Annotated in this window: 21 protein-coding genes; 7 read left to right on the top strand and 14 right to left on the bottom strand. The window is 66.9% G+C overall.

Annotated elements, in window-relative coordinates:
- Positions 1-12: 12 nt before the first annotated feature.
- Positions 13-1,113, bottom strand: coding sequence for a diacylglycerol kinase (locus AWB92_RS06765; protein WP_085184626.1), 1,101 nt, complete (start codon positions 1,111-1,113; stop codon positions 13-15).
- A 94-nt stretch (positions 1,114-1,207) separates the two neighbouring features.
- On the opposite strand from AWB92_RS06765, the gene AWB92_RS06770 reads away from it, so the two are divergent.
- Entirely contained in the window at positions 1,208-2,104 is an 897-nt protein-coding gene (locus tag AWB92_RS06770; protein WP_085184818.1) for an alpha/beta fold hydrolase, read from the top strand.
- Between the two features lie 122 nt (positions 2,105-2,226).
- On the top strand, positions 2,227-3,684 hold the full coding sequence (locus AWB92_RS06775) for a PE-PPE domain-containing protein (RefSeq protein ID WP_085184627.1): 1,458 nt from the start codon (positions 2,227-2,229) through the stop codon (positions 3,682-3,684).
- A gap of 8 nt (positions 3,685-3,692) precedes the next feature.
- On the opposite strand, the gene AWB92_RS06780 is transcribed toward AWB92_RS06775, so the two are convergent.
- Positions 3,693-4,316 carry a TetR/AcrR family transcriptional regulator gene (locus tag AWB92_RS06780; protein WP_068127543.1) on the bottom strand — a complete coding sequence of 208 codons (624 nt, stop codon included), beginning with the start codon at positions 4,314-4,316 and terminating at the stop codon, positions 3,693-3,695.
- A 137-nt stretch (positions 4,317-4,453) separates the two neighbouring features.
- On the opposite strand from AWB92_RS06780, the gene AWB92_RS29300 reads away from it, so the two are divergent.
- On the top strand, positions 4,454-4,579 hold the full coding sequence (locus AWB92_RS29300) for a hypothetical protein (protein ID WP_108637325.1): 126 nt from the start codon (positions 4,454-4,456) through the stop codon (positions 4,577-4,579).
- On the opposite strand, the gene AWB92_RS06785 is transcribed toward AWB92_RS29300, so the two are convergent.
- The 4 genes from AWB92_RS06785 to AWB92_RS06800 are packed head-to-tail and all read right to left on the bottom strand — an operon-like array spanning position 4,576 to position 7,932.
- Positions 4,576-6,000, bottom strand: coding sequence for an NAD(P)(+) transhydrogenase (Re/Si-specific) subunit beta (locus tag AWB92_RS06785; protein WP_085184628.1), 1,425 nt, complete (start codon positions 5,998-6,000; stop codon positions 4,576-4,578). The genes AWB92_RS29300 and AWB92_RS06785 overlap by 4 nt on opposite strands.
- Entirely contained in the window at positions 5,997-6,323 is a 327-nt protein-coding gene (locus tag AWB92_RS06790; protein WP_066933457.1) for an NAD(P) transhydrogenase subunit alpha, read from the bottom strand. Before AWB92_RS06790 ends, AWB92_RS06785 begins: the two co-directional genes overlap by 4 nt.
- Entirely contained in the window at positions 6,324-7,412 is a 1,089-nt protein-coding gene (locus AWB92_RS06795; protein ID WP_085184629.1) for a Re/Si-specific NAD(P)(+) transhydrogenase subunit alpha, read from the bottom strand.
- Positions 7,413-7,470: 58 nt separating this feature from the next.
- Positions 7,471-7,932, bottom strand: a complete 462-nt coding sequence (locus AWB92_RS06800) for a nuclear transport factor 2 family protein (protein WP_085184819.1) — start codon at positions 7,930-7,932, stop codon at positions 7,471-7,473.
- A 148-nt stretch (positions 7,933-8,080) separates the two neighbouring features.
- Between AWB92_RS06800 and AWB92_RS06805 the strand changes: the two genes are divergently transcribed.
- The 4 genes from AWB92_RS06805 to AWB92_RS06820 all read left to right on the top strand — a co-directional run bounded on the left by AWB92_RS06805 (position 8,081) and on the right by AWB92_RS06820 (position 13,783).
- Positions 8,081-9,301, top strand: coding sequence for an acyl-CoA dehydrogenase family protein (locus AWB92_RS06805; protein ID WP_085184820.1), 1,221 nt, complete (start codon positions 8,081-8,083; stop codon positions 9,299-9,301).
- Positions 9,294-10,115: a tyrosine-protein phosphatase gene (locus AWB92_RS06810; protein ID WP_085184630.1), complete on the top strand. Its 822-nt coding sequence runs from the start codon at positions 9,294-9,296 to the stop codon at positions 10,113-10,115. The genes AWB92_RS06805 and AWB92_RS06810 overlap by 8 nt, the downstream gene beginning before the upstream one ends.
- A gap of 109 nt (positions 10,116-10,224) precedes the next feature.
- Positions 10,225-11,880, top strand: coding sequence for a PE-PPE domain-containing protein (locus AWB92_RS06815; RefSeq protein WP_085184631.1), 1,656 nt, complete (start codon positions 10,225-10,227; stop codon positions 11,878-11,880).
- A gap of 181 nt (positions 11,881-12,061) precedes the next feature.
- Complete coding sequence (locus tag AWB92_RS06820; protein ID WP_085184632.1) at positions 12,062-13,783, top strand: PE-PPE domain-containing protein; 1,722 nt, start codon at positions 12,062-12,064, stop codon at positions 13,781-13,783.
- Positions 13,784-13,805: 22 nt separating this feature from the next.
- On the opposite strand, the gene AWB92_RS06825 is transcribed toward AWB92_RS06820, so the two are convergent.
- From AWB92_RS06825 to AWB92_RS06860, 8 genes are all read right to left on the bottom strand, one after another.
- Positions 13,806-14,774, bottom strand: coding sequence for an NADPH:quinone oxidoreductase family protein (locus AWB92_RS06825; protein WP_085184633.1), 969 nt, complete (start codon positions 14,772-14,774; stop codon positions 13,806-13,808).
- A 4-nt stretch (positions 14,775-14,778) separates the two neighbouring features.
- Positions 14,779-15,639, bottom strand: coding sequence for an SDR family oxidoreductase (locus tag AWB92_RS06830; protein ID WP_085184634.1), 861 nt, complete (start codon positions 15,637-15,639; stop codon positions 14,779-14,781).
- A 58-nt stretch (positions 15,640-15,697) separates the two neighbouring features.
- Positions 15,698-17,137 (bottom strand): aldehyde dehydrogenase family protein, encoded by a 1,440-nt coding sequence (locus AWB92_RS06835; protein ID WP_085184635.1) that lies wholly within the window; start codon positions 17,135-17,137, stop codon positions 15,698-15,700.
- Positions 17,138-17,247: 110 nt separating this feature from the next.
- Entirely contained in the window at positions 17,248-18,174 is a 927-nt protein-coding gene (locus tag AWB92_RS06840; RefSeq protein WP_085184636.1) for a class I SAM-dependent methyltransferase, read from the bottom strand.
- Positions 18,175-19,116, bottom strand: a complete 942-nt coding sequence (locus AWB92_RS06845) for a class I SAM-dependent methyltransferase (protein WP_085184637.1) — start codon at positions 19,114-19,116, stop codon at positions 18,175-18,177.
- 19 nt (positions 19,117-19,135) lie between these two features.
- Complete coding sequence (locus AWB92_RS06850; RefSeq protein WP_085184638.1) at positions 19,136-20,077, bottom strand: class I SAM-dependent methyltransferase; 942 nt, start codon at positions 20,075-20,077, stop codon at positions 19,136-19,138.
- Between the two features lie 72 nt (positions 20,078-20,149).
- Positions 20,150-20,785, bottom strand: coding sequence for a TetR/AcrR family transcriptional regulator (locus AWB92_RS06855; protein ID WP_085184639.1), 636 nt, complete (start codon positions 20,783-20,785; stop codon positions 20,150-20,152).
- A 2-nt stretch (positions 20,786-20,787) separates the two neighbouring features.
- The gene (locus tag AWB92_RS06860) at positions 20,788-21,750 is read right to left on the bottom strand and encodes a pirin family protein (RefSeq protein ID WP_085184640.1); all 963 of its coding nucleotides are present in this window, start codon (positions 21,748-21,750) and stop codon (positions 20,788-20,790) included.
- Positions 21,751-21,781: the final 31 nt, after the last annotated feature.

Here is a 21,781-nt window from a genome sequence, read left to right on the forward strand (position 1 = left end):
GTCCTTTCGAATTTAGTTAACTACCAAGTCTTTTGACGCATAGAGGCCTTTACCAGTCACCAGCGGCAGATCCAGGGTCGTCCGGATCCCCGGCGGCGCGGCGATCACCGCGGGGATCGCGTTGACGATGCGGCCGGCGGCGCCCGCGATCGCGGCGTGATTGTGGTCGCCCTTGCGGCTGCTGGGGATGATGTCCACGGCGTAGGAAGGTTCGCCGGTGATCTCGACGCGATACGAGCCGTCGCCGGAGGCAGGCTGGGGCAGGTCGGGGCGCAGGTCGGGCCGCAGCCGGGTGACGTGCTCGATGACGATCGCGGGGTGGCCCTTGACCATTCCGCGGATCTCGAACTGCAGCACCGCCAGCGTGCCCTTGGCAACGTGCCCCACAGCGATGTCGAAGTCCTCGGGTGCCGGCTCACGTTGGTAGGACTCGGTGATCGCGTCGATCTCGATGCCGAGGCCGGCCGCCAACTGTCGGATCACGGTCCCCCACGCAATGCTCAGAACACCCGGCTGCAGCAGCATCGGGATGTAATCCAGGGGCTGGGCGAAGCCCATGTAGCTCATCACCTCGACGCCGTTGTACGACGCATAATCGTGAATCTCCATGCAGCGCACCTGTTCGATACGCTGACAGGTTCCGGCGAGCGCGAACGGGATCAGGTCGTTGGCGAATCCCGGATCCACGCCGCTGATGAAGATGCTCGAATTCCCTTGCTGGGCAGCATCTTCCACCCGGGCGATGTATTTGTCGGGCATGACCCCCCACGGGTACTGCAGCAATCCCGGTGACGATCCGACGACGTTGATGCCGGCGGCCAGGATGCGCATGACGTCCGCCATCGCGTCGGGCAGCCGGGTGTCGCCCATGGCGCAGTAGACGACGCACTCGGGCTTGGCGGCCAGGATGGCGTCGAGGTCCGAAACGGCGGCGACGCCCGTCACGGTGTCGGCGTCCAGCCCTACGCCGCACAGTTGCCCGGCGTCCTTGCCCACCTTCTCCGGCGTGGACACGCACACGCCCGTGAGCTCGAACGCGGGATTGGTGATCAGCTCGGCCAGGGCCAACCCTCCGACGTTTCCGGTACCGACGTGTGCGACGCGGATGGCCATGAGAGTCTCCGTCCCTCGAACGCTCGAAACGTTTCTAGACAGTAGTCCACAACTTCTGCGACGCCTACGGCGCAGGGGCAGAATGGAAACCCTCATGGCGCAACGCGAGGACGTCCAATTCCGGTCCGGTGCCGACCGGATCAGCGCGTGGCTCTACCGGCCGGACGGCGGTGGCGCCGCGCCGCTGCTGGTGATGGCGCACGGCCTGGGTGCGGTGCGGACCATGCGACTGGACGCCTATGCCGAACGATTCAGCGCAGCCGGCTACGCCTGCCTGGTGTTCGACTACCGCAACTTCGGCGACAGCGAGGGCCGGCCGCGACAACTGCTCGACATCGGGATGCAGCTCGCGGACTGGGCGGCCGCGGTCGGCCACGCCCACACCCTTGACGGCGTCGATCACGATCGAATCGGCGTGTGGGGCACCTCTTTTGGCGGCGGACACGTGATCGCGACGGCGGCCAGGGTGCCGGGCATCAAGGCCGCCGTGGCCCAGTGCCCGTTTACTGACGGCATCGCATCCGCGCGCACGCTGAGCCCGGTGATTTTCGGCCGCGTCGGCCTACTGGCCACACGGGACCTCATCGCGGCCGGGCTCGGCAGGTCGCCGGTGATGGTTCCCGCGGCCGGCAGGCCGGGCGAAGTCGCCCTGATGAACGCGCCCGACGTCTACCCCGGCTACATGAGGCTGATCCCCGAGGGCCAGACCGTGCCCAACGAGGTCGCCGCCCGGTTCGCGTTGAAGGTCGCCGCCTACCGACCCGGCAGGCTGGCCGCGAAGGTCGCGTGCCCCATCCTGTTCTGCGTCTGCGAGGCCGACTCGGTGGCTCCCCCGGTGCCGACGCTGCGCTACGCGGCGAAGGCACCGCGCGGGGAGGTCCGGATGTATCCCGAGGGGCATTTCGAGATCTATGTCGGCGACGCCTTCGACCGCGTCGTCGCGGATCAGCTCGCCTTTCTCGACAGGCACCTCAAACGTGTGAACGCTTAGAACTTGCGCAAAACGCCAAACTTACCGGCGGGACAGATCTACCCTCGGTCAATACCTAATACCCACGGTCGCGGATAACTCCCTTTGGGCCGGGATGGCGTCCGTGGGGAAAGGACGGGGAGATGTCGGATTTAATTACTGTCCCTGAGACCTTGGCTTCCACGGCCGCCGATGTGCAAAGCATCGGTTCGGCAATCAACGCGGCCGGGACGAATGCCGCCGCGCGGACAACCGGTTTGCTCGCGGCGGCGCAGGACGAAGTATCGGCGGCGATCGCGAACCTATTCGGTGCGTACGGCACGGAATACCAGGCGCTCCTCGCGCAGGCCGTGGGTTTTCACAGCCAATTCACGCAGGCATTGGCGGCGGCGGCAAGCGCCTATGCGCAATCCGAGGCCGCCAACGCGGCGCTTGTCTCCGGAGGCTCGTCTACTGGAACCCCGCTGTCAGTGGTGCAGCTGGCCTCCCCCGGCGACCCACTGTTCGCGTTGATCATGGGCGGCACGAACAACCCGCAACCCGACCCCAAATACGTGACAAGCGTCTTCAACGCCTACATCAAGCCCCTCTACCCGTCGGTCTCATCGCCGCCGCTGCCCGTCTTCACGCCCGAGCAGTTCTGGCCGGTGACGCCGAACCTCGGCAACATGACGTTCGGCCAGTCGGTCGCCAAGGGCGTCACGTTGCTGAACAACGCGATCAACTCGACCCTCAACGGCCAGCCATTAAACAGCGCCGTCGTTTTCGGCTACTCGCAAAGCGCCACGATCGCCACGAACGAAATAAGGAACCTGATGGCCGCGGGCTCCCCCTATCAGGGCCACTTGAACTTTGTGCTGATCGGCGATCCCAACAACCCCGTCGGCGGCATCCTGGAGCGCTTCCCCGGCTTCTACATCCCGTTCCTGGACGTGGCTTTCAACGGTGCGACGCCGCCGAATTCCCCGTACCCGACCTCGATTTACACGTACCAATACGACGGCATCGCCGACGCCCCGCAATACCCGCTCAACCTCGTGTCCGACCTCAATGCGCTCATGGGCTACTTCTTCGTCCACGGCCAATATCCCCTCTTGACGGCCACCCAGGTCGGCACCGCCGTGCCATTACCCACGTCGCCCGACTACACCGGCAGCACCCAGTACTACATGCTGATGACCCAGAACCTGCCACTGCTCGAGCCGATCCGCGCTATCCCGTATGCCGGCCCCCCGATCGCCGACATCTTCCAGCCCGATCTGCGGGTGCTCGTCGACCTGGGCTACGGCGACTACGGGCCCGGCGCCAACTATGCGAACATCCCGACCCCGGCGGGATTGTTCGACGTACCGAATCCGTTCACGGTCATCCCCGACCTCGCCCTGGGCGCGGTCCAGGGTCCCTATGGCGCCGCGGTGGAGATCGGTGTGGAGGCCGGGCTGCTGTCGCCGTCGTACTTCCCGAACACCTACCCGTGGGTGCCGTCCATCAACCCGGGCCTGAACGTCTCGTTCGGCCAGTCCAGCACCACGCTGCTGTCCCTATTGAGCGGGGCGACCGGCAACGTGCTGCACCTGATCCCGCCGCCCAACTTCGGCTGACCCGCCGGCTACGGGCCCAGCGGCGAATGCTGCCGGATCGACTCGTCGCGAATCAAACCCCGCAGCAGCGCGGTGCTGAACTCCGCGGCGATCTCCTTGGCGGTGCGCCGCCCACTCGGCCGCAGCCAGCGGTAGCTGCCCAGCGTCATCCCGATGTAGCCCAAAGCCACCACGTGCGAGTCGCATTCGTAGAACTCGCCGCTGGCGATCCCGCGGTCGATGAGCCCGTGCACGTGCTCGTAGACCTGGGCCTCCTTCTCGCGGACCTCCGCGACCTGCTCGGAGGTGAACCACTCGGTGATGTACGGCTGCTCCTGGAAGTACACGGCGGCCCGCTCGGGATTGGCCGCGATCCCAGTCAGCAGGCGCACGGTGTACTGGTAGAGCGCCTCGCGGGCCGTCCACGACGGGTCGTCGTGCACGGCGGCCAACGTGCCCTCGGCGGCCTGGCGGTAAATGTCGAACAGGATCAGCGACTTGCTGGCGTAGTAGTGGTAGACGGTCGCCTTGTTCAGCCCGATGACGTCGGCGACGTCGTCCATCCGGGTGCCGTGATAGCCGCGCGCGGCGAACAGCTTGGTGGCAACGGCCAGCAACTCCTCGCGGCGGGTCAGCCCGTTCTCGGATGGCATCTGTCTCTGAGTGCTCTCTATCGTTCACTGCTATCAATCAACTGGTTGGACAGTTTAAGGGCATCGCCGCCTGTCGCACCGGCGGCTCTACGACTACGATGGTGTGTCGAACTGGTCGCGAGTCGAGAGGTGGGGACATGGATCCGAGTCCGGACTATGACATGAGCGACGAGATCGAGTTCTTCTTCAAGTACGTGCCGTGGGGTCTGCGCGGCGTCGTCGACGGCAACGGGTACCCGCCGCCGGCATACCCGCCCGTCTAGAGCGCCTTTAGTTCTTCGGCGACCTCGGTCACCGACTTCTTCGCGTCCCCGAACAACATCGTCGTGCCGTCGGCGTAGAACAGCGGGTTGTCGATACCCGCGAATCCCGAGTTCATCGACCGCTTCAACACGATCACCGACTTCGCCTTGTCCACGTTGAGGATCGGCATGCCGTAGATCGGGCTGGACGCCTCGTTGCGCGCCGCCGGGTTGGTGACGTCGTTGGCGCCGATGACGATCGCGACGTCGGTGCGCGCGAACTCGTCGTTGATGTCGTCCATGTCCTTCATGGCGTCGTAGTCCACCTCGGCCTCGGCCAGCAGCACGTTCATGTGCCCGGGCATGCGGCCGGCGACCGGGTGGATCGCGTACTTCACCGCGACGCCCTTGTCCTCCAGCAGCGAGGCCATGTCCTTGACGGCGTGCTGGGCCTGCGCCACGGCCAGGCCGTAGCCGGGCACCACGATCACCTGGTTGGCGTAGGCCATCTGGATCGCCGCATCGGCGGCCGACGTCGCCTTGACGTGCTTGTCGCCGCCGCCGTCGCCACTGGGCGCCACCCCGCCCCCGCCGAAACCGCCCGCAACGATCGCGGGAATGGAGCGGTTCATGGCCTTGGCCATCAGGTTGGTCAGGATCGAGCCGGACGCGCCGACGATCATGCCGGCGACGATCATCGCGGTGTTGTTCAGCGCCAAACCGGCCGCGGCGGCCGACAGCCCGGTCATCGCGTTGAGCAGGGAGATGACCACCGGCATGTCGGCGCCGCCGATGGGCAGCACGACCATCAGGCCGAGCACCCCGGCCGCGGCCAGCAGGCCGATCATCCACCAGAGCGGCACCCCGCCCGTGCCGGGATGCGCGCCCAGACCGATGACCACAGCGGCAGCCACCGCGGCGGCCAGCAGCAGCAGGTTGATCGGCTGCTGGGCCTTCCCGAAGCCGATCGGCGATCCGGAGATGATTTCCTGCAGCTTGCCGAACGCGATGATCGAGCCCCAGAACGAGATCGACCCGATGATCGCGGCGAACAGCGACGCGACGACGATGTGCACGGTCGGCGACTCGCCGTGCTGGAAGGCCGAAAAGCCTTTGGTCTCAATGAATTCCGAGAGCGCGATGAGCGCGACGGTGCCGCCACCCACGCCGTTGAAGAACGCCACCAGCTGCGGCATGGCGGTCATCTTGGTGTAGCGGGCCGGTGGGACGCCGAGCGCGACACCCACCACCAGCCCGAGGATGATCAGCACCCATTGGTCGGTATGCCGGATCTTGATGAGCGTCGCCGTCACGGCCAGCGCCATGCCCACCGCGGCGATCAGGTTGCCGCGCACCGCGGTCTTGGGCCCGGTCAGGCCCATCAGCCCGTAGATGAACAGCGAGAACGAGATGATGTAAAGGACGGTCACCAGGTAGTTCATTTGGCGACCTCGTCAACTTTGGCGGGCACCGGCTTCTTCTTGCCCTTGAACATGCCCAGCATCCGGTCGGTGACGATGAAGCCGCCGATGACGTTGAGCGTGCCGAACACCACCGCGACGAACAGGATGATCTGCACCGCGAGCGACGGGTGCTCGACCTCCCCGAACACCACCAGCGCGCCGAGCACCACGATGCCGTGGATGGCGTTGGTGCCCGACATCAGTGGCGTGTGCAGCGTGTTGGGCACCTTGGAGATCACCGCGAACCCGACGAATCCGGACAGCACCAGGATCGCCAGGTTGGCCAACAGCTCGTCGTACATCTAATCCTCCCCGCGGGTAACACACGAGTCCGCGATGACCTCGTCGTCGAAGTCCGGCGCCAACTTCCCGTCCTTGATCAGCAGGTCCAGCAGCGCCGTGATGTTCTTGCTGTAGAGCTCGCTCGCGTGCTCCGGCATGGTCGCGGGCAGGTTCAGCGGCGAGGCGATGGTGACGTCGTGCTTGACCACGGTGCGGCCCGGCTCGGTCAGCTCGCAGTTGCCGCCGGTCTCACCGGCGAGGTCGACGATCACGCTGCCGGGTTTCATCGCCTCCACCGCGGCCGCGGTCACCAGCCGCGGCGCCGGGCGCCCCGGCACCAGCGCGGTGGTGATCACCACGTCGAATCCGGCGATCGCATCTTCCAGCGCCTTCTGCTGCTGGGCGCGCTCCTCGTCGGTCAGCTCGCGCGCGTAGCCGCCCTCACCGGCCGCGTCTATCCCGACGTCCAGCCACTGCGCCCCCACCGACCGCACCTGGTCGGCCACCTCCGGACGCACGTCGTAGCCGGTCGTCCGCGCGCCCAGCCGCTTGGCCGTCGCCAGCGCCTGCAGCCCGGCCACCCCGACGCCGAGCACCAGTACGGTGGCGGGCTTCACGGTTCCCGCCGCCGTGGTCAGCATCGGGAAGAACCGGGTCGACTCCGAGGCCGCCAGCAGGACGGCCTTGTACCCGGCCACGTTGGCCTGCGACGACAGCGCGTCCATCACCTGCGCCCGCGAGATGCGCGGGATCGCCTCCAGCGCGAACGCCTGAACCCCGGCCTGCTTCAGCGCCCCGATCGCGTTGTCCGCGTTGCGCGGCGCCAGAAAACCGATCAGCGTCTGGCCGCTGTGCAACCGGGCGACCTCGTCGGCGGTCGGCGGTGCCACCTTGACGACGACGTCGGCCGCCCAGGCGTCCCCGATGCTGGCCCCCGCCTCGGTGTAGAGCGCGTCGGGCAGCAACGCGCGTTCGCCCGCACCGGACTCGACCACCACCGCCAAACCGCTACTGACCAGCGACGCGACCGCCTTCGGCACCAGCGCGACGCGCCGCTCGTCGGTCCCCGACTCGGCGACCACCCCCACCGTCGTCTGCGCATCTGTCATGGCGCGTACATCTACTTCCCTTATGTCTTCGGCTTGCCGCAGCACACCCTATCCGCAGTCACCACAGCGGAATATCTTGCCCGTGCTGCGACGCCGGGCGGGGCCCGAAGTACCGGCGCTCGGATTCCTGGATCGGCACGTCGTTGATGCTGGCCTCGCGGCGGGCCATCAGTCCCGACGGGCTGAACTCCCACAGCTCGTTGCCGTAGCTGCGGTACCACTGGCCCGTGTGGTCGTGGCACTCGTACTGGAACCGCACGGCGATGCGGTTGTCGTGGAAGTCCCACAAGCTCTTGCGCAGCGAGTAGTCGAGTTCGCGCTGCCACTTGCGCGTCAAAAACGCCACGATCTCAGGCCGGCCGACGACATGCTCGTCGCGGTTTCGCCACTGCGAGTCGGGCGTGTACGCCAGGCTCACCTTCTCCGGGTCGCGGGTGTTCCAGGCGTCCTCGGCCGCCTGGACCTTCTGAAGTGCCGTCTCGAGGGTGAATGGCGGGAACGGGGGGCGTGATTCGGTCATGGCGTCCATCGTGCGCCCTCGCGAGCGCTGACAGTTCCTCGAGACTGAAGCCACGCACACCCGCCGCGGCACCCGCAACCGAGCCGCCGGAACTCTGCTCGCGCCGCCTGGCGACACGTGTCCTATCGTGACGGTCATGGACTTCGCGATGTCGGCCAAAGCCAGCGATTACCACAAGCGATTGTCCGACTTCATGATCGAGTACGTGTTTCCGGCCGAGGCCGAATACGACAAATACCGTCACGAGGCCGGCCCGAATGACCACACGGTTCCGCCGGTCATCGAGGAATTGAAGATCAAGGCCAAACAACAGGGCCTGTGGAACCTGTTCCTGCCGGCCGAGTCGGGGTTGACCAACCTGGAGTACGCCCCGCTGGCCGAGCTGACCGGTTGGAGCCTCGAGCTCGCTCCCGAGTCGCTCAACTGCGCGGCGCCCGACACCGGCAACATGGAGACCCTGCACCTGTTCGCGACCGAGGAGCAGCGCAAGCAGTGGCTGGAGCCCTTGCTGGCCGGGGAGATCCGCAGCGCCTTCTCGATGACCGAGCCCTCGGTCGCCAGCAGCGACGCCCGCAACATCGAAACGTCCATCGAGCGCGACGGCGGCGACTACGTCATCAACGGCCGCAAGTGGTGGACGTCCGGGGCGGCCGACCCGCGCTGCAAGATCCTCATCGTGATGGGCCGGACCAACCCGGACGCGGCCAGCCATCAGCAGCAGTCGATGGTGCTGGTGCCCATCGATACGCCCGGCGTGACCGTCATCCGCTCCACGACGGTCTTCGGTTATCAGGACCAGCCCGGGCACTGCGAGATCGACTACGACAACGTCCGGGTGCCGGTGACCAACCTGCTCGGCGAAGAGGGCGCCGGCTTCGCGATAGCCCAGGCGCGACTGGGGCCGGGCCGCATCCACCACTGCATGCGCGCGCTGGGCGGCGCCGAACGCGCGCTGGCGCTGATGGCCGTCCGCGCGCGCAACCGGGTGGCGTTCGGCCGCCCGCTGGCCGAGCAGGGCGTGGTGCGGGAGGCAATTGCCAAGTCCCGCAACGAGATCGACCAGGCGCGACTGCTGTGCGAGAAGGCGGCCTGGACCATCGATCAGCACGGCAACAAGGCCGCCCACCTGCTGGTCTCGCAGATCAAGGCGGTGGCCCCGCAGGTGGCGTGCAACGTGATCGACCGCGCCATCCAGGTGCACGGGGCCGCCGGCGTCAGCGACGACACCGTGCTGGCCCGGATGTACGCCTGGCATCGCGCGATGCGGATCTTCGACGGACCCGACGAGGTGCACATGCGGACCATCGCGCGCACGGAGCTCGGTGGGGAGCAATCCGCGCTCGCCGCGGCGGTCACCCGGCATGGCTGAAGCCGTGCGAGAACTGTCCGGTGCGTGGAACTTTCGTGACGTCGCCGACGGTGTCGACGGCCTGCGGCACGGGCGGGTGTTCCGGTCCGGCGAGTTGAGCCGCCTCGACGACGACGGTCGGGCGACGCTGCGCCGGCTGGGCATCACCGACGTCGCCGACCTGCGCGCCGCGCGCGAGGTTGCCCGGCGCGGGCCGGGGCTGGTTCCCGACGCCGTCGAGGTCCACCTGCTGCCGTTCCCCGACCTGGCCGACGCCGAGGCCGAAGCGGCGGCGCCGCACGAGGAGGCGTTCCAGCGGCTGTTGCGGGGCGAAGCCGACGGCTCGGAAGAGTCGGTGAACGAGACCGCCGTCCGATTCATGACGGACGAGTACCGGCAATTCCCGACGCGCAACGGGGCGCAGCGCGCGCTGCACCGCGTCGTCACGCTGCTGGCCGCCGGTCGCCCGGTGCTGACCCACTGCTTCGCGGGCAAGGACCGGACCGGCTTTGTGATCGCGACCGTGCTCGAAGCAATCGGCGTCGATCGCGACGCCATCGTCGCCGACTTCCTGCGCAGCAATGACGCCGTGCCCGAGCTTCGGTCGCGGATCTTCGAGATGATCCAGCAGCGCGGGGATACCGAACTGACCCCGGAGGTGGTGACGTTCACCGAGGCCCGGCTGTCCGACGGCGTCCTCGGGGTGCGTCCGGAATACCTGGCCGCCGCCCGCCAAACCATCGACGCCGAATTCGGTTCGCTCGGCGGCTATCTGAGCGACGCGGGCATAACCGACGCCGATCTGGATCGACTGCGCGGCGCGCTGCTCGCCTGATCCCCGCGCCGGCGGCGCAAATCCCGGACAGGATCGTGAGATCGCCCTAGGCTGACGGGGTCCGCTGCAGCGGTCGAGTCGCGCCTTTGTCGGGGAAGGATTCGGGCCGATGACGTATGTGATTGCCGAGCCGCAGATGATGGCGTCGGTCGCGGCGGAAATCGAGGGAATCGGGTCCGCCTTCAGCGCCGCTACCGGCGCCGCGGCGGCGCCGACGTCGGGTGTGGCGGCGGCGGCGGGCGACGAGGTGTCGGCCGCCATCGCCGATGTGTTCGGCACATTCGGCCAGGACTATCAGGAGCTCGTCGCGCGGTTCGAGGCGTTTCACAACCAGTTCCAGCAGACGCTGGCTTCGGCCGGGTTCGCCTATGCCGAGACCGAGGCGGCCGTCGCCGCGACCCTGGGCCTCGCACCCGGCGCGCCTATCCCCGCGGCCACGCAACCCCCATTCATACCAACGGATTTGACGATCTTCATCGGCGGCACCGGGACCCCCATACCGTCGTCGTCATTCGTTACCCGTGCCAACAACCTCTATGTCCGCTTGGCGAACGCCATGCAGGCGTTGGTCACGCCCGAGCAGTTGTACCCACTGACCGGCGTCAAAAGCATGACCCTCGATGCGTCGGTCCAAGAGGGTGTGACCATTCTCGACAACCAGCTGTACAACTCAATACACAACCAAGGGCAAACGGTAACCGTCTTCGGCATTTCCCAGAGCGCCATCATCTCCTCGCTGGAAATGCAGAACCTCGCCAACGGCACGTCCCTCTTCGGCACGAACCCTCCCAACGTCAACCAGCTCAACTTCGTGCTGACCGGGAACGAAGTGAACCCCAACGGCGGCCTGCTTTCGCGTTTCCCGAATCTCTCCCTGCCCGCCCTGGGGCTGAATTTCTATCCCGCGATGAACGCGAACACGCCCTACCACGTAGCCAACTACACACTGGAATACGACGGGTTCGCCGACTTCCCGCGGTACCCGATCAACATCATTTCCGACTTGAATGCGATCGCGGGCATCGTCTACGTGCACACCACCTATCTCGATCTCACGCCCACCCAGATCAATAACGCGATTCCATTGCCGACGTCTCCGGGCTACACCGGCAACACCCAGTACTTCATGATTCCCACCGCGGAGCTGCCGCTGCTGAGACCGTTGGATGCCATACCGGTGATCGGAAAGCCGCTGGTCGACCTGCTCCAACCGGACATGAAGGTGTTGGTCAATTTGGGTTACGGTCCCGATCCCACTCTCGGGTACTCGACCAGCCCCGCGGACGTGCCGACACCGTTCGGCCTGTTCCCGGATGCCAACCCCGCCACCGTGTTCAACGCGTTGGTGACCGGGACCCAGCAGGGAATCCACGACTTCTCGCTCGACCTGCAGCAGATCGCGTCGCAGCCGCCCCCCGTCGTGCCGCAGCTCGCCCTGCCGAGTTCGCCGCCGGGCCCGACGACGACGCCGGCGAACTTCCCGTCACCGCAACAGGTCTTCAACACCATCAACAAAATCGTGACGACCGACTACGCCGTCGCGCTTCCGACGGCCGATATCGGCTACTCCCTCGTCACCGAGGTGCCCTTCTACGACACCGAGCTTTTCCTGAGCCAGCTCGGTCAGGGCAACCTCGTCAACGCGATCGGTTATCCGATCGCCGCCGACGTCGGGTTGGGTACCGTGGCGGGCGGGGTCGAATTCCTGACCATCGTTTCGGCGCTCGCGAGCAACGTCAAGGACATCCAGAGCCTCATTCCCTAACGCGCACAATGGGTCCTGCCCCACTTCGGGAACGAATGCTTTAGAAGCAAAAACACCGGTGCAAAACGCCAACAAGAAGACGCTGTCGCTCCTAAGCTAGCTGGGTGCCGGTGCCCGAGCCGAGGTTGACGGCGTCCTCGGGACCAACACGCTTGCCCCTCAGTGCGGAAGGGAAGAGGCGATGACGAGCTTGATCACGCAGCCCCAGATCTTGACGACGGCCGCAGCGGACGCTTCTGCCATCGGTTCGGCGATCGACGAGGCCAAGGCGGCCGCGGCCGGCCCCACAACGAGTCTCGCCGCAGCGGCCGAAGACGAGGTGTCGGCCATCACCGCGCAGTTCTTCGGCTCGTTCGGCCAGGAATACCAGGCGCTGCTGCAGCAGGCCTCGGCGTTCCACGGACAGTTCGTCGCGGCGCTGGCCGGCGCCGGAAATGCTTACGCGGAAGCCGAAGCCCAGATCGCAGGGACGCTGGGCCTGACCGGCTCGGCCAGCGGCGTGCCATTCACGGCTGTGACCCAGGCGGCCGACCCGGCCGTCAAAGCCATCCTTGTCATGACCGGCACCGGTACCGCCAACCCGCCACAGAGCTACGTCACCAACGTCAGCACGCGCTACCTGACCGCGTTCACCAGTGCACTCACGCTCCCCGTGACCACGGCCGAGGGTTTGTACCCGTTCAGCGGTGTCAAGGACCTGACGCTGGACATCTCCTTGGCCCGCGGCGTCACCGCCCTGGACAACATCATCAACCAGCAGATCACGCCCGGCTTGGGCGGGCCGACCAATAGCGTTTCCATACTGGGCTACTCGCAGAGTGCGATCATCTCCTCGCTGGAGATGCCGAAACTCCTCGCCGAGGGCTTTGTAGGTTCACTCAACCCGGCGACGAACCAGGTGTACTTCACGCTGCTCGGTGACCCGGCCAATCCCAACGGCGGCCTGCTCGCGCGCTTCCCGGGGCTGAGCTTCCCGAGCCTGGGCGTCACTTTCGGCACCTCCACGCCGAGCAATGACTTCCCGACCACGATTTGGTCGCTCGAATACGACGGCTTCGCGGACTTCCCGCGCTACCCGATCGATATTTTCTCCGACCTCAACGCCCTCGCCGGCATTGTGTTCATCCATGGAACCTATCCGCATCTGACCCAAGCGACGCTCAATACCGCTGTGACGCTGGGGCAGTCGGGAGCGCCCTCCATGACGACCTACAACATGATCCCCACCGATAACCTGCCGCTGCTGACACCGCTGCGCGCGCTCCCGGTCATCGGAAACCCGCTGGCGGATTTGATCCAGCCGGACCTGAAACTCCTTGTCAACTGGGGCTACGGCGACCCGAACTTCGGCTGGTCGACCAGCCCGGCCGATATCCAGACCCCGTTCGGGTTCCTCCCGCCGCTCAGCGCCACGACGGAGCTGGGAGCCCTGTTGCCCGGCGCCACCGCGCAGGGCGTCAGCGCCTTCACCCACGACCTGTCGAACCTGGCGAGCTCCCTTCCCGGCGCGGCATCAACGGGCCTCGCCCAGCTTTCGACGCCACCGTCCGCGTCGCTTCCGACCACGCCCACCGGAGTCATCCAGGCCATCGAGTCGGCGAACACCAACATCGTTGGCACGCTGACCGGCGATGTCTCGACCGCCTACGCGACGTTGCTGCCGACCGCGGACATCGCGACCGCCGTCGTCGTCACCCTCCCGTCGTACGACCTCAACCTGTTCCTCGACGGGATCAACGAAGCCATCACTGTCAATCCAATTCAGGGACTGATGGACGCGTTCGGCCGTCCGATCGCCGCCGACGTCGGATTGGTCACGCTGGCAGGCGGTTTCGAACTCATCAACTTTGTGAACGCGGGCCAGACGATCTTCACTGGCGTACCAAACCCTGGTCCCCAGTGACGAAGTGGCGCTCGGCTGACCGCTAGGGCTCGAGCACTACCTTGCCCAGCACCCCCCCGTCGGCCAGGCACTGTAGCGCCGCCTGCCCCTCCGACAGCGGGAAACGCTGCGGCGGAGGGGGTTTCAGCCCGAGAAAGACCAACTGACTCAGCCCCCAGGCGAACAGGGCGGCCGAACCGGGGACCCGGTTGAGGTACTCGCCCCACGCGACGCCGACCACGCTGACGTTGCGCAGCAGCAACCGGTTCACCTTCACGGTCGGAATGCCGCCCGCAGCAAAGCCGATCACCAGCAGCTTGCCGTCGATCGCCAGGACCCGGATCGCGTCGTCGAAGGCCGGGCCGCCGATGGGGTCGACGACGATGTCCACCCCGCGGCCCTGGGTGTAGTCACGCACCCGATCGGCCCAGCCGTCGGCCAGCGGCACGACCAGGTCGGCGCCCAGCGACCCGACATAGTCGGTCGCGGCCTCCCGGTGCACCACGGCCAACACCTTTTTCGCGCCCATTGCCCGCGCCACCTGGATGGCCGCCGTGCCCACCCCGCCGGCGGCACCCAACACCAGGACGGTGTCGCCCGGCCGCATGGCGGCGCGGCGGGACAGCGCGAAGTACATGGTGTTGTAGTTCACCAGCAACGAAACCGCTTCGGCGTCATCGAGTTCCGCGGGGCTGCGCATCACGTTGGGCACCGGGACGGCGACCTGTTCCGCGTAGGAACCCAGGATCCCGAAGGCCGAGACCCGCTCGCCCACCCGGAAGCCGGAGCCTTCCGGCGCGGAACGCACCACCCCGGCGGCTTCCATGCCGGGGACGAACGGCGGGGGCAACTTCAGCTGGTACTCGCCCTTGGTCAGCAGCAGGTCCGGAAAGCACACCCCGGCGGCGCGAACGTCGATGACGACGTGGTTCCCGTCGGCGCTGACGTCATCGATATCGATGAAGACCATGCCGTCCGGACCGGACAGCTCTTGCACCACACAGGCTTTCATGGCCTTAGAGCTTGAATCCGGCCTTTTGCGCTGCGGAGAGGTCCGTGATCTCGTCCCAGTGCGCGGCGACGTCCTGCACCGACGGCGGCTGGTCGAAGGTGACACCCTCGTTCTGGAACAGCGCGGTGCGCTGCACCTTGCCGCCACCGACGATGAAAACCGACCCGTTGTCGGCGCATTCCTCGGTGCACAGGTAAGCCATCACCGGCGCAACGAAATCCGGCGTGAGCTTTTCGAACACCTCGGGCGGCAGGATGTCCTGAGTCATCCTGGTGGCCGCGATCGGGGCGAGCGCGTTGGCGTGGATGTTGTACTTGGCCCCTTCCTGGGCCAGCGTGTTGATCAGGCCGACCAGGCCGAGCTTGGCCGCGCCATAGTTGGTCTGGCCAAAGTTGCCGAACAGCCCGCTGGTGGAGGTGGCGACGACGACGCGGCCGTAGCTCTGCTCGCGGAAGTGCGGCCAGGCGGCGCGAATGACGTTGTAGCCGCCGTACAGATGCACCTTGAGCACGGCGTCCCAGTTTTCGAATGTCATCTTGTGGAATGTGCCGTCGCGCAGGATCCCGGCGTTGCTCACCACACCGTGGATGGCGCCGAATTCGTCGAGCGCGGTCTTGATGATGTTTTCGGCGCCCTCGGGCTCGGCGACGCTGTCGTAGTTGGCCGCCGCCCGGCCCCCCGCGTCCTTGATCTCCTTGACCACCTCGTCGGCCATGTTGTGGCCGGCGCCGGTGCCGTCACGTGCCCCGCCGAGGTCATTGACGATGACGCTGGCGCCCTCCTTGGCGAGGGTCAGGGCGTATTCACGCCCCAATCCGCCACCGGCTCCGGTGACGACGATGACGCGATCCTGCACTCCGGGCATAAGGTTCCTCTCTGGTGTGAAACACTGGACCTAGCAAGCGATTTGGCGTGGCGGCGCCTCAGAACATCCTGCGAGCCATCTTGAAGGCCCGCTCGGTGTACGGCGGGTAGATGAAGCTGGACAGGTCGGGCCGGGTCGGCTTGGTCAACACCGACTTGCGGTGGCTGAACTCCTCGAAGCCGTACCTGCCGTGGTAGGCGCCCATGCCCGAGGCGCCGACGCCGCCGAACGGCAGCTTGGCCGTCGACACCTGGAACGCCAGGTGGTTGACCAGCATGCCGCCGGCGGGCACCTCCTTGATCACCCGCTCGCGGACGTCTTTCGCCTTGGTGAACAGGTACGCGGACAACGGCTTTGGGCGCGAGTTGACGAAACGTATTGCCTCGTCCAGGGATTGGACCGTGATCACCGGCAGGATCGGCCCGAAGATCTCGTTCTGCATCAGCGGGCCGTCCGGGTCCGGATCGACGACGACCGTCGGCTGGATCCGCAGCGTCGACGCGTCGCAGGCGCCCCCGACGGTGACCTTGCCGTCCCCCTCCGAGAGGTAACCGCTGATCCGGTCGAATTGGCGCTGGTTGACGATACGAATTCCCTGCTGCTCCTTGGAGCGCATCTTCGTGATGGCCGCACCGATCTTGTCGACGAGTTCGTCGCGGATCTTCGCGTCGGCCAACACATAGTCGGGCGCGACGCACGTCTGCCCGCCGTTGAGCAGCTTGATCCACGCGATCCGCTTGGCCGCGACGTCCACGTCGGCGTCGGCGGCCACGATCACCGGGCTCTTGCCGCCGAGCTCGAGCGTGCACGGGGTCAGGTGGGGCGCCGCGCCCTCGTAGACCTTGCGGCCGATCTCGGTGCCGCCGGTGAACATCACGCGGTCGAGGCCCTGCGCGATGAGTTCCTGGCTCACCGCACCGTCGCCCTCTACGACCGTGATCGCGTCGTTGTCCAGGTAGCGCGGCACCAGCTCGGCCATCAATCGCGACGACGCGGCGGCGATTTCCGACGGCTTCAGGATGACGGCATTCCCGGCGGCGATCGCCCCGACGGCCGGACCCAGCGTCAGATAGAAGGGGTAGTTCCAGGCGCCGATGATGAGCACGGTGCCGTAGGGCTCGTACTCGATCCAGCCGCGCCCGGGCCGCTGCGGCAGCTCCAGCCGTTGGTAGCGGCGGCGCGTCCACTTCCGCAGGTGCTTGGCCGCGTACTTCGCTTCACCGGCGGTCGTAGCGATGTCGGCGATGAACGACTCGAATTTGTTGCGGTCCAGATCCGCGGCGAGGGCGGCGCCAATCGCCTCCTCGTTCTCCTCCATCAGCTTTTGTAGTTGCAGCAGCTGCTGCCTGCGCCACTCGATGTCGCGGGTGCGCCCGGAGGCATATGTCCTGCGGAGCCGGGCCACCGTGGCGGGGATGTCGCCTGTCTGAGCGGGCGCGCCGTTCGTGGATTCCTTCGATTCCGACGCTTTCTGTGCAACCGATTCGGTGGTCATCATTGTCCTTCCCGAGCAGAGTCGCCCGCTGCAGTGCGGGTGGCCGCTCATCGGTGATAACCGCGATCCTAACCATCCGGTTGGGCGAGCAGTTAGGAAGGATCCGCCCTAGGTCAAGCTTTGCTTGCCGTCACGAAGCTGTTCGTGAACGGCCGCTCCTCCGACTGCGGCGCGCGGCCCAGCCGCAGCCCCTCGTCGCGCGCGCTCACCGCGTGCGTCGCCCAGCCGTGTGCGGCGAACCAGTCGGCGGGCTCGGGGCGTCCCTCGTCGTCGAACCAGAGGTCGAAGGGGTTGAACGAGGTGTCCTGGCCGCGCGCCGCGCGCCTGTCCCGCAGCTCCTGCCACCTTTGCTCGGCCTCGCGCCGCTTCTCCCCGTCGACGCCGAAGATTTCTACCGCCACCCGGCTGCCCGGTCCGCTCAGCTCGTCGATGGAGGCGAACATGGCTTCCTGCGCGGCCGCCGGCAAAAACGGCAGCAACCCCTCGGCGAGCCATGCCGTCGGACGGGTCGCATCGAACCCGGCGTCGCGCAGCGCCTGGGGCCAGTCGTGGCGCAGGTCGACGGGCACCGGTCGCCTGTCGACGACCGGGGCGGCTCCGTGCGCGGCGAGCGTCTCGGCCTTGTACTCGAGCACCTTGGGCAGGTCGATCTCGTAGACGACGGTGCCGTCCGGCCAGTCGAGCCGGTAGGCCCGCGAGTCCAGCCCGGCCGCGAGGATCACCACTTGGCGGATCCCGGCGGTCACCGCTTCGGCGAAGTACTCGTCGAAGAAATGAGTCCGCACCGCCTGGTAATTGATCATGTGCCGGGAGTCGACCGTGAAATCCGCGGCCTCGTCGTCGGGATCCGGCGTCCACCAGGCGGCGACCTGCTCCCGAACCCCCTCGAGTTCGGGAGTAGACACCAGCACCTCGGCGAACGGGTCGGAGATCAACGGCGCGGCGCTTGCGGTCTCGGCGGCGCGGGCCAGCGCGACCATCACCGCGGTCGCCCCGACGCTGGTGGCGATGTCCCAGGAGTCGTCCGCGGTGCGCGGCATTTACAGCCTTTCGGCGATCACGAAGTCGGAGAACGCGTCCTTGTCGTCGGTCATCGGGACGTTCTCGATCAGGCGGCCCAGCCGGCGCATCGCGTCGATCGAATGCTCGGCCGTCGCGCGCCAGCCGTTTTCGTTGAGCCACTCCGCGACGTCCGCGCGGTGGTCGTCGCGGTACATCAGCTCCCCGACGTCGACGGTCTCCTCCAGGCCGATCTCGTCGGCCACCTTCCTGAAGCGTTCGCGCATCTGCTGGCGCCGCTCGTCGGCGTGGTTGGGTGCGGTTTCGGCCGAAACCCGGCTGCCGGCCGGGCTCAGCTCGCCGATCAGGGTGAAGAGCCGGTCCTGGGCCTCGGCGGGCAGGTACATCAGCAGCCCCTCCGCCAGCCACGCCGTGCGCTGCGTCGGGTCGAAGCCGGCGGCACGCAGCGCGGCCGGCCAGTCCTGACGCAGGTCGATGGCCACCTCGCGGCGATCCGCGGCGGGGGTCACGCCGTTTTCGGCCAGGGTGGTGGATTTGTAGGCCAGCACCTCGGGCTGGTCGAGCTCGTACACCGTGGTGCCGGCGGGCCAGTCCAGCCGGTAGGCGCGCGAGTCCAGCCCGGACGCCAGGATGACGATCTGGCGGATCCCGGCGGCGACGGCGTCGGCGAAGAAGGTGTCGAAGAAGTGCGTGCGCACTGCTTGGTAGCCCCGCATGTGGTGCAGGTGGGCCGCGGAATCCTCATCGAGCGCCTCGACCTTGGCCGCGATCTCCGGGTCGAGCATCGCCTCCCACAAGACACCGGCGCCGGCGCCCTCGACCAGCAGCCGGGCGTACGGGTCGCGGATCAGCGGGTCGGGCCGTTCGGTTTCGACGGCGCGGGCGGCGGCCACCATGACCGCGGTGCTGCCGACGCTGGTCTTGATGTCCCAGGTGTCGTCGTGGGTGCGCAGTGAGCTCATCGCGTTGGTTGCTCCTTCATCAGCTGTTCGGTCCGCCAAGACGCGCGCGCAGTAGCGTGCTGCGGACGGCCTCGTCGTCCAGGTCGTCGGGAACGGGGCGGCCCAATCGGGCCATCTCGTCGCGGTTATTCACGGCGTCCACCTGCCAGCCGTGGTCGGTCAGCCAGGCAATGGGGTCCGTGCGGTCGGGCTCGTGGAAGGTCAGCGCCTGCACGTTGACGTCCAGGCCGAGCCGCTCCCGCATCCGCAGCCAGCGCTGCGAATTGCTTCGCGAGTTCATGCCGAACGCCTCGATGGCGACCCGGCTGCCCGGCGCACTGAGCGCGGTGAACATCTCGAACAGTCGGTCCTGGGCGTCGCTCGGCAGGTATGGCAGCAAGCCCTCGGCGAGCCACGCGGTGGGTTGGGCGCGGTCAAAGCCGGAGGCGGTCAGGGCCGCAGGCCAGTCGTCGCGCAGATCCACCGGAACGGGCCGCCGGGCCGCGGTCGGCACCGCGCCGTGCTCCTCCAGCGTTCGGGTCTTGTACTCGAGCACCTTGGGCTGGTCGATCTCGTAGACCGCGGTGCCCGGTGGCCAGTTCAGCCGGTAGGCCCGCGAGTCCAGCCCGGCGGCCAGGATCACGACTTGCCGAATCCCGGCGTTGACGGCCTCGCCGAAGTATTCGTCGAAGAAGTGGGTGCGCACCGCCTGGTAGTCGATGCCGAGCCGGTGCGCGCGTTGGCCTTGCGGATCGCCGTCGAGCCAAGCCAGCTCGGGGTCGGCCAGCCGCGCCCAGGCGTCACCGGCAGACCACACCAGCAGGCGGGCGAACTCGTCACGGATCAGCGGGTCCGGACCGGCCGTTTCCGCGGCCCGAGCAGCGGCCACCCCGAGCGCGGTAGCGCCGACGAGTTCGGTGATGGTCCAGCTGTCACCGGCGGTCCGAAGGGAAGGCGGTAAGGAGGCGTCCACATCAGTCATGACGCGACCATGCTACCGAATAAGTTAGTTAGCCTATGCGCTTTGTGCGCAACTTCACTGCGCCCGACCGGGTCAGGCCTCCGGCCTCCAGAGGGCGCCTTCCAGCAGCCGGCGCAGCACGTCGCTGATCGCGAGGATCTCTTCATAGCTGCGGATATAGCCGGCGTAAAACCCGACGCCGCAGAGCACGATTATTAGTGTCTCGACCAATGCGGCCGCGTCGATATCGGGAGCGACCTCTCGGCGCTCGATTGCCTCGCTGACCGCCGACGCCAGAAATTCGCGGCTAATTTTGACCGAATCAATTTCAGCTCCGCTTAATTCCGGATGCCGTTGCGACTCGAGCACCGCGGCAATCAGAAATGCCGAGACGGCGGGATTGTCGGAGTTTGCCCGCACCGCGGCTGTGATGAACGCCGTGAGCCGGCCCGTTAGCGTTTTCTCGCCCTCCGCCTGCCGCATCCCCGCGCCGATGACGAGGGCGTTCGTCTGTTTCAACACCTCCCGATACAGGAGCCGCTTGGTAGAAAAGTAATGGTTGATCGCCGGTCGGGTCAGGTCGGCGCGGGCCGCGATCGCCTGGAACGTCGCGCCGTCGTAGCCGCGCTCGGCGAATACCAGGCGAGCCGCCTGCATGATCCGCTGTCGCGTCTCATCCGCCTTTGCGGCGGGGGGACGTCCCGGCCGGCGACTCGCCGTTTGCGGCATTTCTAGAGTGTGCCACCGCCACGGTGGGGCATTAGCGCATTTGGCGGAATAGTTCCGAATTTTCCGGCGTGGTAGTCCTCTAGCGCTTCGATCAATTCGGCGCGGGTGTTCATCACGAAAGGCCCGTAGTGGAATACCGGCTCACGAATCGGCTGACCGCCCAACAGCAGCACATCGATCGCCTGCCGGCCGGCCCCCACGGTGATCCGGTCGCCCGGCCCGAGCACCGCCAGTTGCCCCGAGCGGATCGGGTGGCGCACCGGACCGACGTATCCGTCGCCGGACAGCACGTAAAGCAGCGCATTGAAATCGCGCCGCCACGGAATGTTGAGCCGGGCGCCGCTTTGGATCGTCGCGTGCGCCAGCGTGATCGGCGTGTGGGTGATCCCGGGACCGCGCTGACCGCCGATCTCACCGGCGACGATGCGCACCAGGGCCCCGCCGTCGTCCGACGCCACCAACCCGGCGTCGCCGCCCTCGATGGCCTGATACCGGGGTGCCGCGAATTTGTCCCTCTTCGGCAGATTCACCCACAGCTGGACGCCGTGGAAGAACCCGCCGCTTTCGACCAGTTCGGCTGGCGGCGTCTCGATGTGCAGGATTCCCGAACCCGCCGTCATCCACTGGGTCGCGCCGTCGGTGATCAGCCCGCCACCGCCGTGCGAATCCTGATGCGCGAACTTGCCGTCGATCATGTAGGTGACGGTTTCGAACCCGCGGTGCGGATGCCAATCGGTGCCCCTGGGTTCACCCGGCTGGTACTCCACCGCGCCCATCTGGTCCATGTGCACGAAGGGGTCCAGGTCGGCGGTGCTGACCCCGGCGAACGCACGGACAACTGGGAAACCCTCGCCCTCGTAGCCGCGTGGTCCGGTGGTGATCGACCGGACGGGCCGTTCGGTGTCGGCGGGACTTGGGGCGCCGACGCGCGGCAGCGTCAGCGTGTCTGCGGTTACAGCAGGCATGTTTACCTCCTCGATTAGAGCTGTCTCTATA

The organism is Mycobacterium sp. IEC1808 (assembly GCF_002101935.1).
Taxonomy (GTDB): domain Bacteria; phylum Actinomycetota; class Actinomycetes; order Mycobacteriales; family Mycobacteriaceae; genus Mycobacterium.

Bases quoted from the DNA above. Each gene is read 5' to 3' on its own strand.
- AWB92_RS06765 (WP_085184626.1), bottom strand. From the start codon at position 1,113: ATGGCCATCCGCGTCGCACACGTCGGTACCGGAAACGTCGGAGGGTTG.
- AWB92_RS06770 (WP_085184818.1), top strand. From the start codon at position 1,208: ATGGCGCAACGCGAGGACGTCCAATTCCGGTCCGGTGCCGACCGGATC.
- AWB92_RS06775 (WP_085184627.1), top strand. From the start codon at position 2,227: ATGTCGGATTTAATTACTGTCCCTGAGACCTTGGCTTCCACGGCCGCC.
- AWB92_RS06780 (WP_068127543.1), bottom strand. From the start codon at position 4,316: ATGCCATCCGAGAACGGGCTGACCCGCCGCGAGGAGTTGCTGGCCGTT.
- AWB92_RS29300 (WP_108637325.1), top strand. From the start codon at position 4,454: ATGGATCCGAGTCCGGACTATGACATGAGCGACGAGATCGAGTTCTTC.
- AWB92_RS06785 (WP_085184628.1), bottom strand. From the start codon at position 6,000: ATGAACTACCTGGTGACCGTCCTTTACATCATCTCGTTCTCGCTGTTC.
- AWB92_RS06790 (WP_066933457.1), bottom strand. From the start codon at position 6,323: ATGTACGACGAGCTGTTGGCCAACCTGGCGATCCTGGTGCTGTCCGGA.
- AWB92_RS06795 (WP_085184629.1), bottom strand. From the start codon at position 7,412: ATGACAGATGCGCAGACGACGGTGGGGGTGGTCGCCGAGTCGGGGACC.
- AWB92_RS06800 (WP_085184819.1), bottom strand. From the start codon at position 7,932: ATGACCGAATCACGCCCCCCGTTCCCGCCATTCACCCTCGAGACGGCA.
- AWB92_RS06805 (WP_085184820.1), top strand. From the start codon at position 8,081: ATGTCGGCCAAAGCCAGCGATTACCACAAGCGATTGTCCGACTTCATG.
- AWB92_RS06810 (WP_085184630.1), top strand. From the start codon at position 9,294: ATGGCTGAAGCCGTGCGAGAACTGTCCGGTGCGTGGAACTTTCGTGAC.
- AWB92_RS06815 (WP_085184631.1), top strand. From the start codon at position 10,225: ATGACGTATGTGATTGCCGAGCCGCAGATGATGGCGTCGGTCGCGGCG.
- AWB92_RS06820 (WP_085184632.1), top strand. From the start codon at position 12,062: ATGACGAGCTTGATCACGCAGCCCCAGATCTTGACGACGGCCGCAGCG.
- AWB92_RS06825 (WP_085184633.1), bottom strand. From the start codon at position 14,774: ATGAAAGCCTGTGTGGTGCAAGAGCTGTCCGGTCCGGACGGCATGGTC.
- AWB92_RS06830 (WP_085184634.1), bottom strand. From the start codon at position 15,639: ATGCCCGGAGTGCAGGATCGCGTCATCGTCGTCACCGGAGCCGGTGGC.
- AWB92_RS06835 (WP_085184635.1), bottom strand. From the start codon at position 17,137: ATGATGACCACCGAATCGGTTGCACAGAAAGCGTCGGAATCGAAGGAA.
- AWB92_RS06840 (WP_085184636.1), bottom strand. From the start codon at position 18,174: ATGCCGCGCACCGCGGACGACTCCTGGGACATCGCCACCAGCGTCGGG.
- AWB92_RS06845 (WP_085184637.1), bottom strand. From the start codon at position 19,116: ATGAGCTCACTGCGCACCCACGACGACACCTGGGACATCAAGACCAGC.
- AWB92_RS06850 (WP_085184638.1), bottom strand. From the start codon at position 20,077: ATGACTGATGTGGACGCCTCCTTACCGCCTTCCCTTCGGACCGCCGGT.
- AWB92_RS06855 (WP_085184639.1), bottom strand. From the start codon at position 20,785: ATGCCGCAAACGGCGAGTCGCCGGCCGGGACGTCCCCCCGCCGCAAAG.
- AWB92_RS06860 (WP_085184640.1), bottom strand. From the start codon at position 21,750: ATGCCTGCTGTAACCGCAGACACGCTGACGCTGCCGCGCGTCGGCGCC.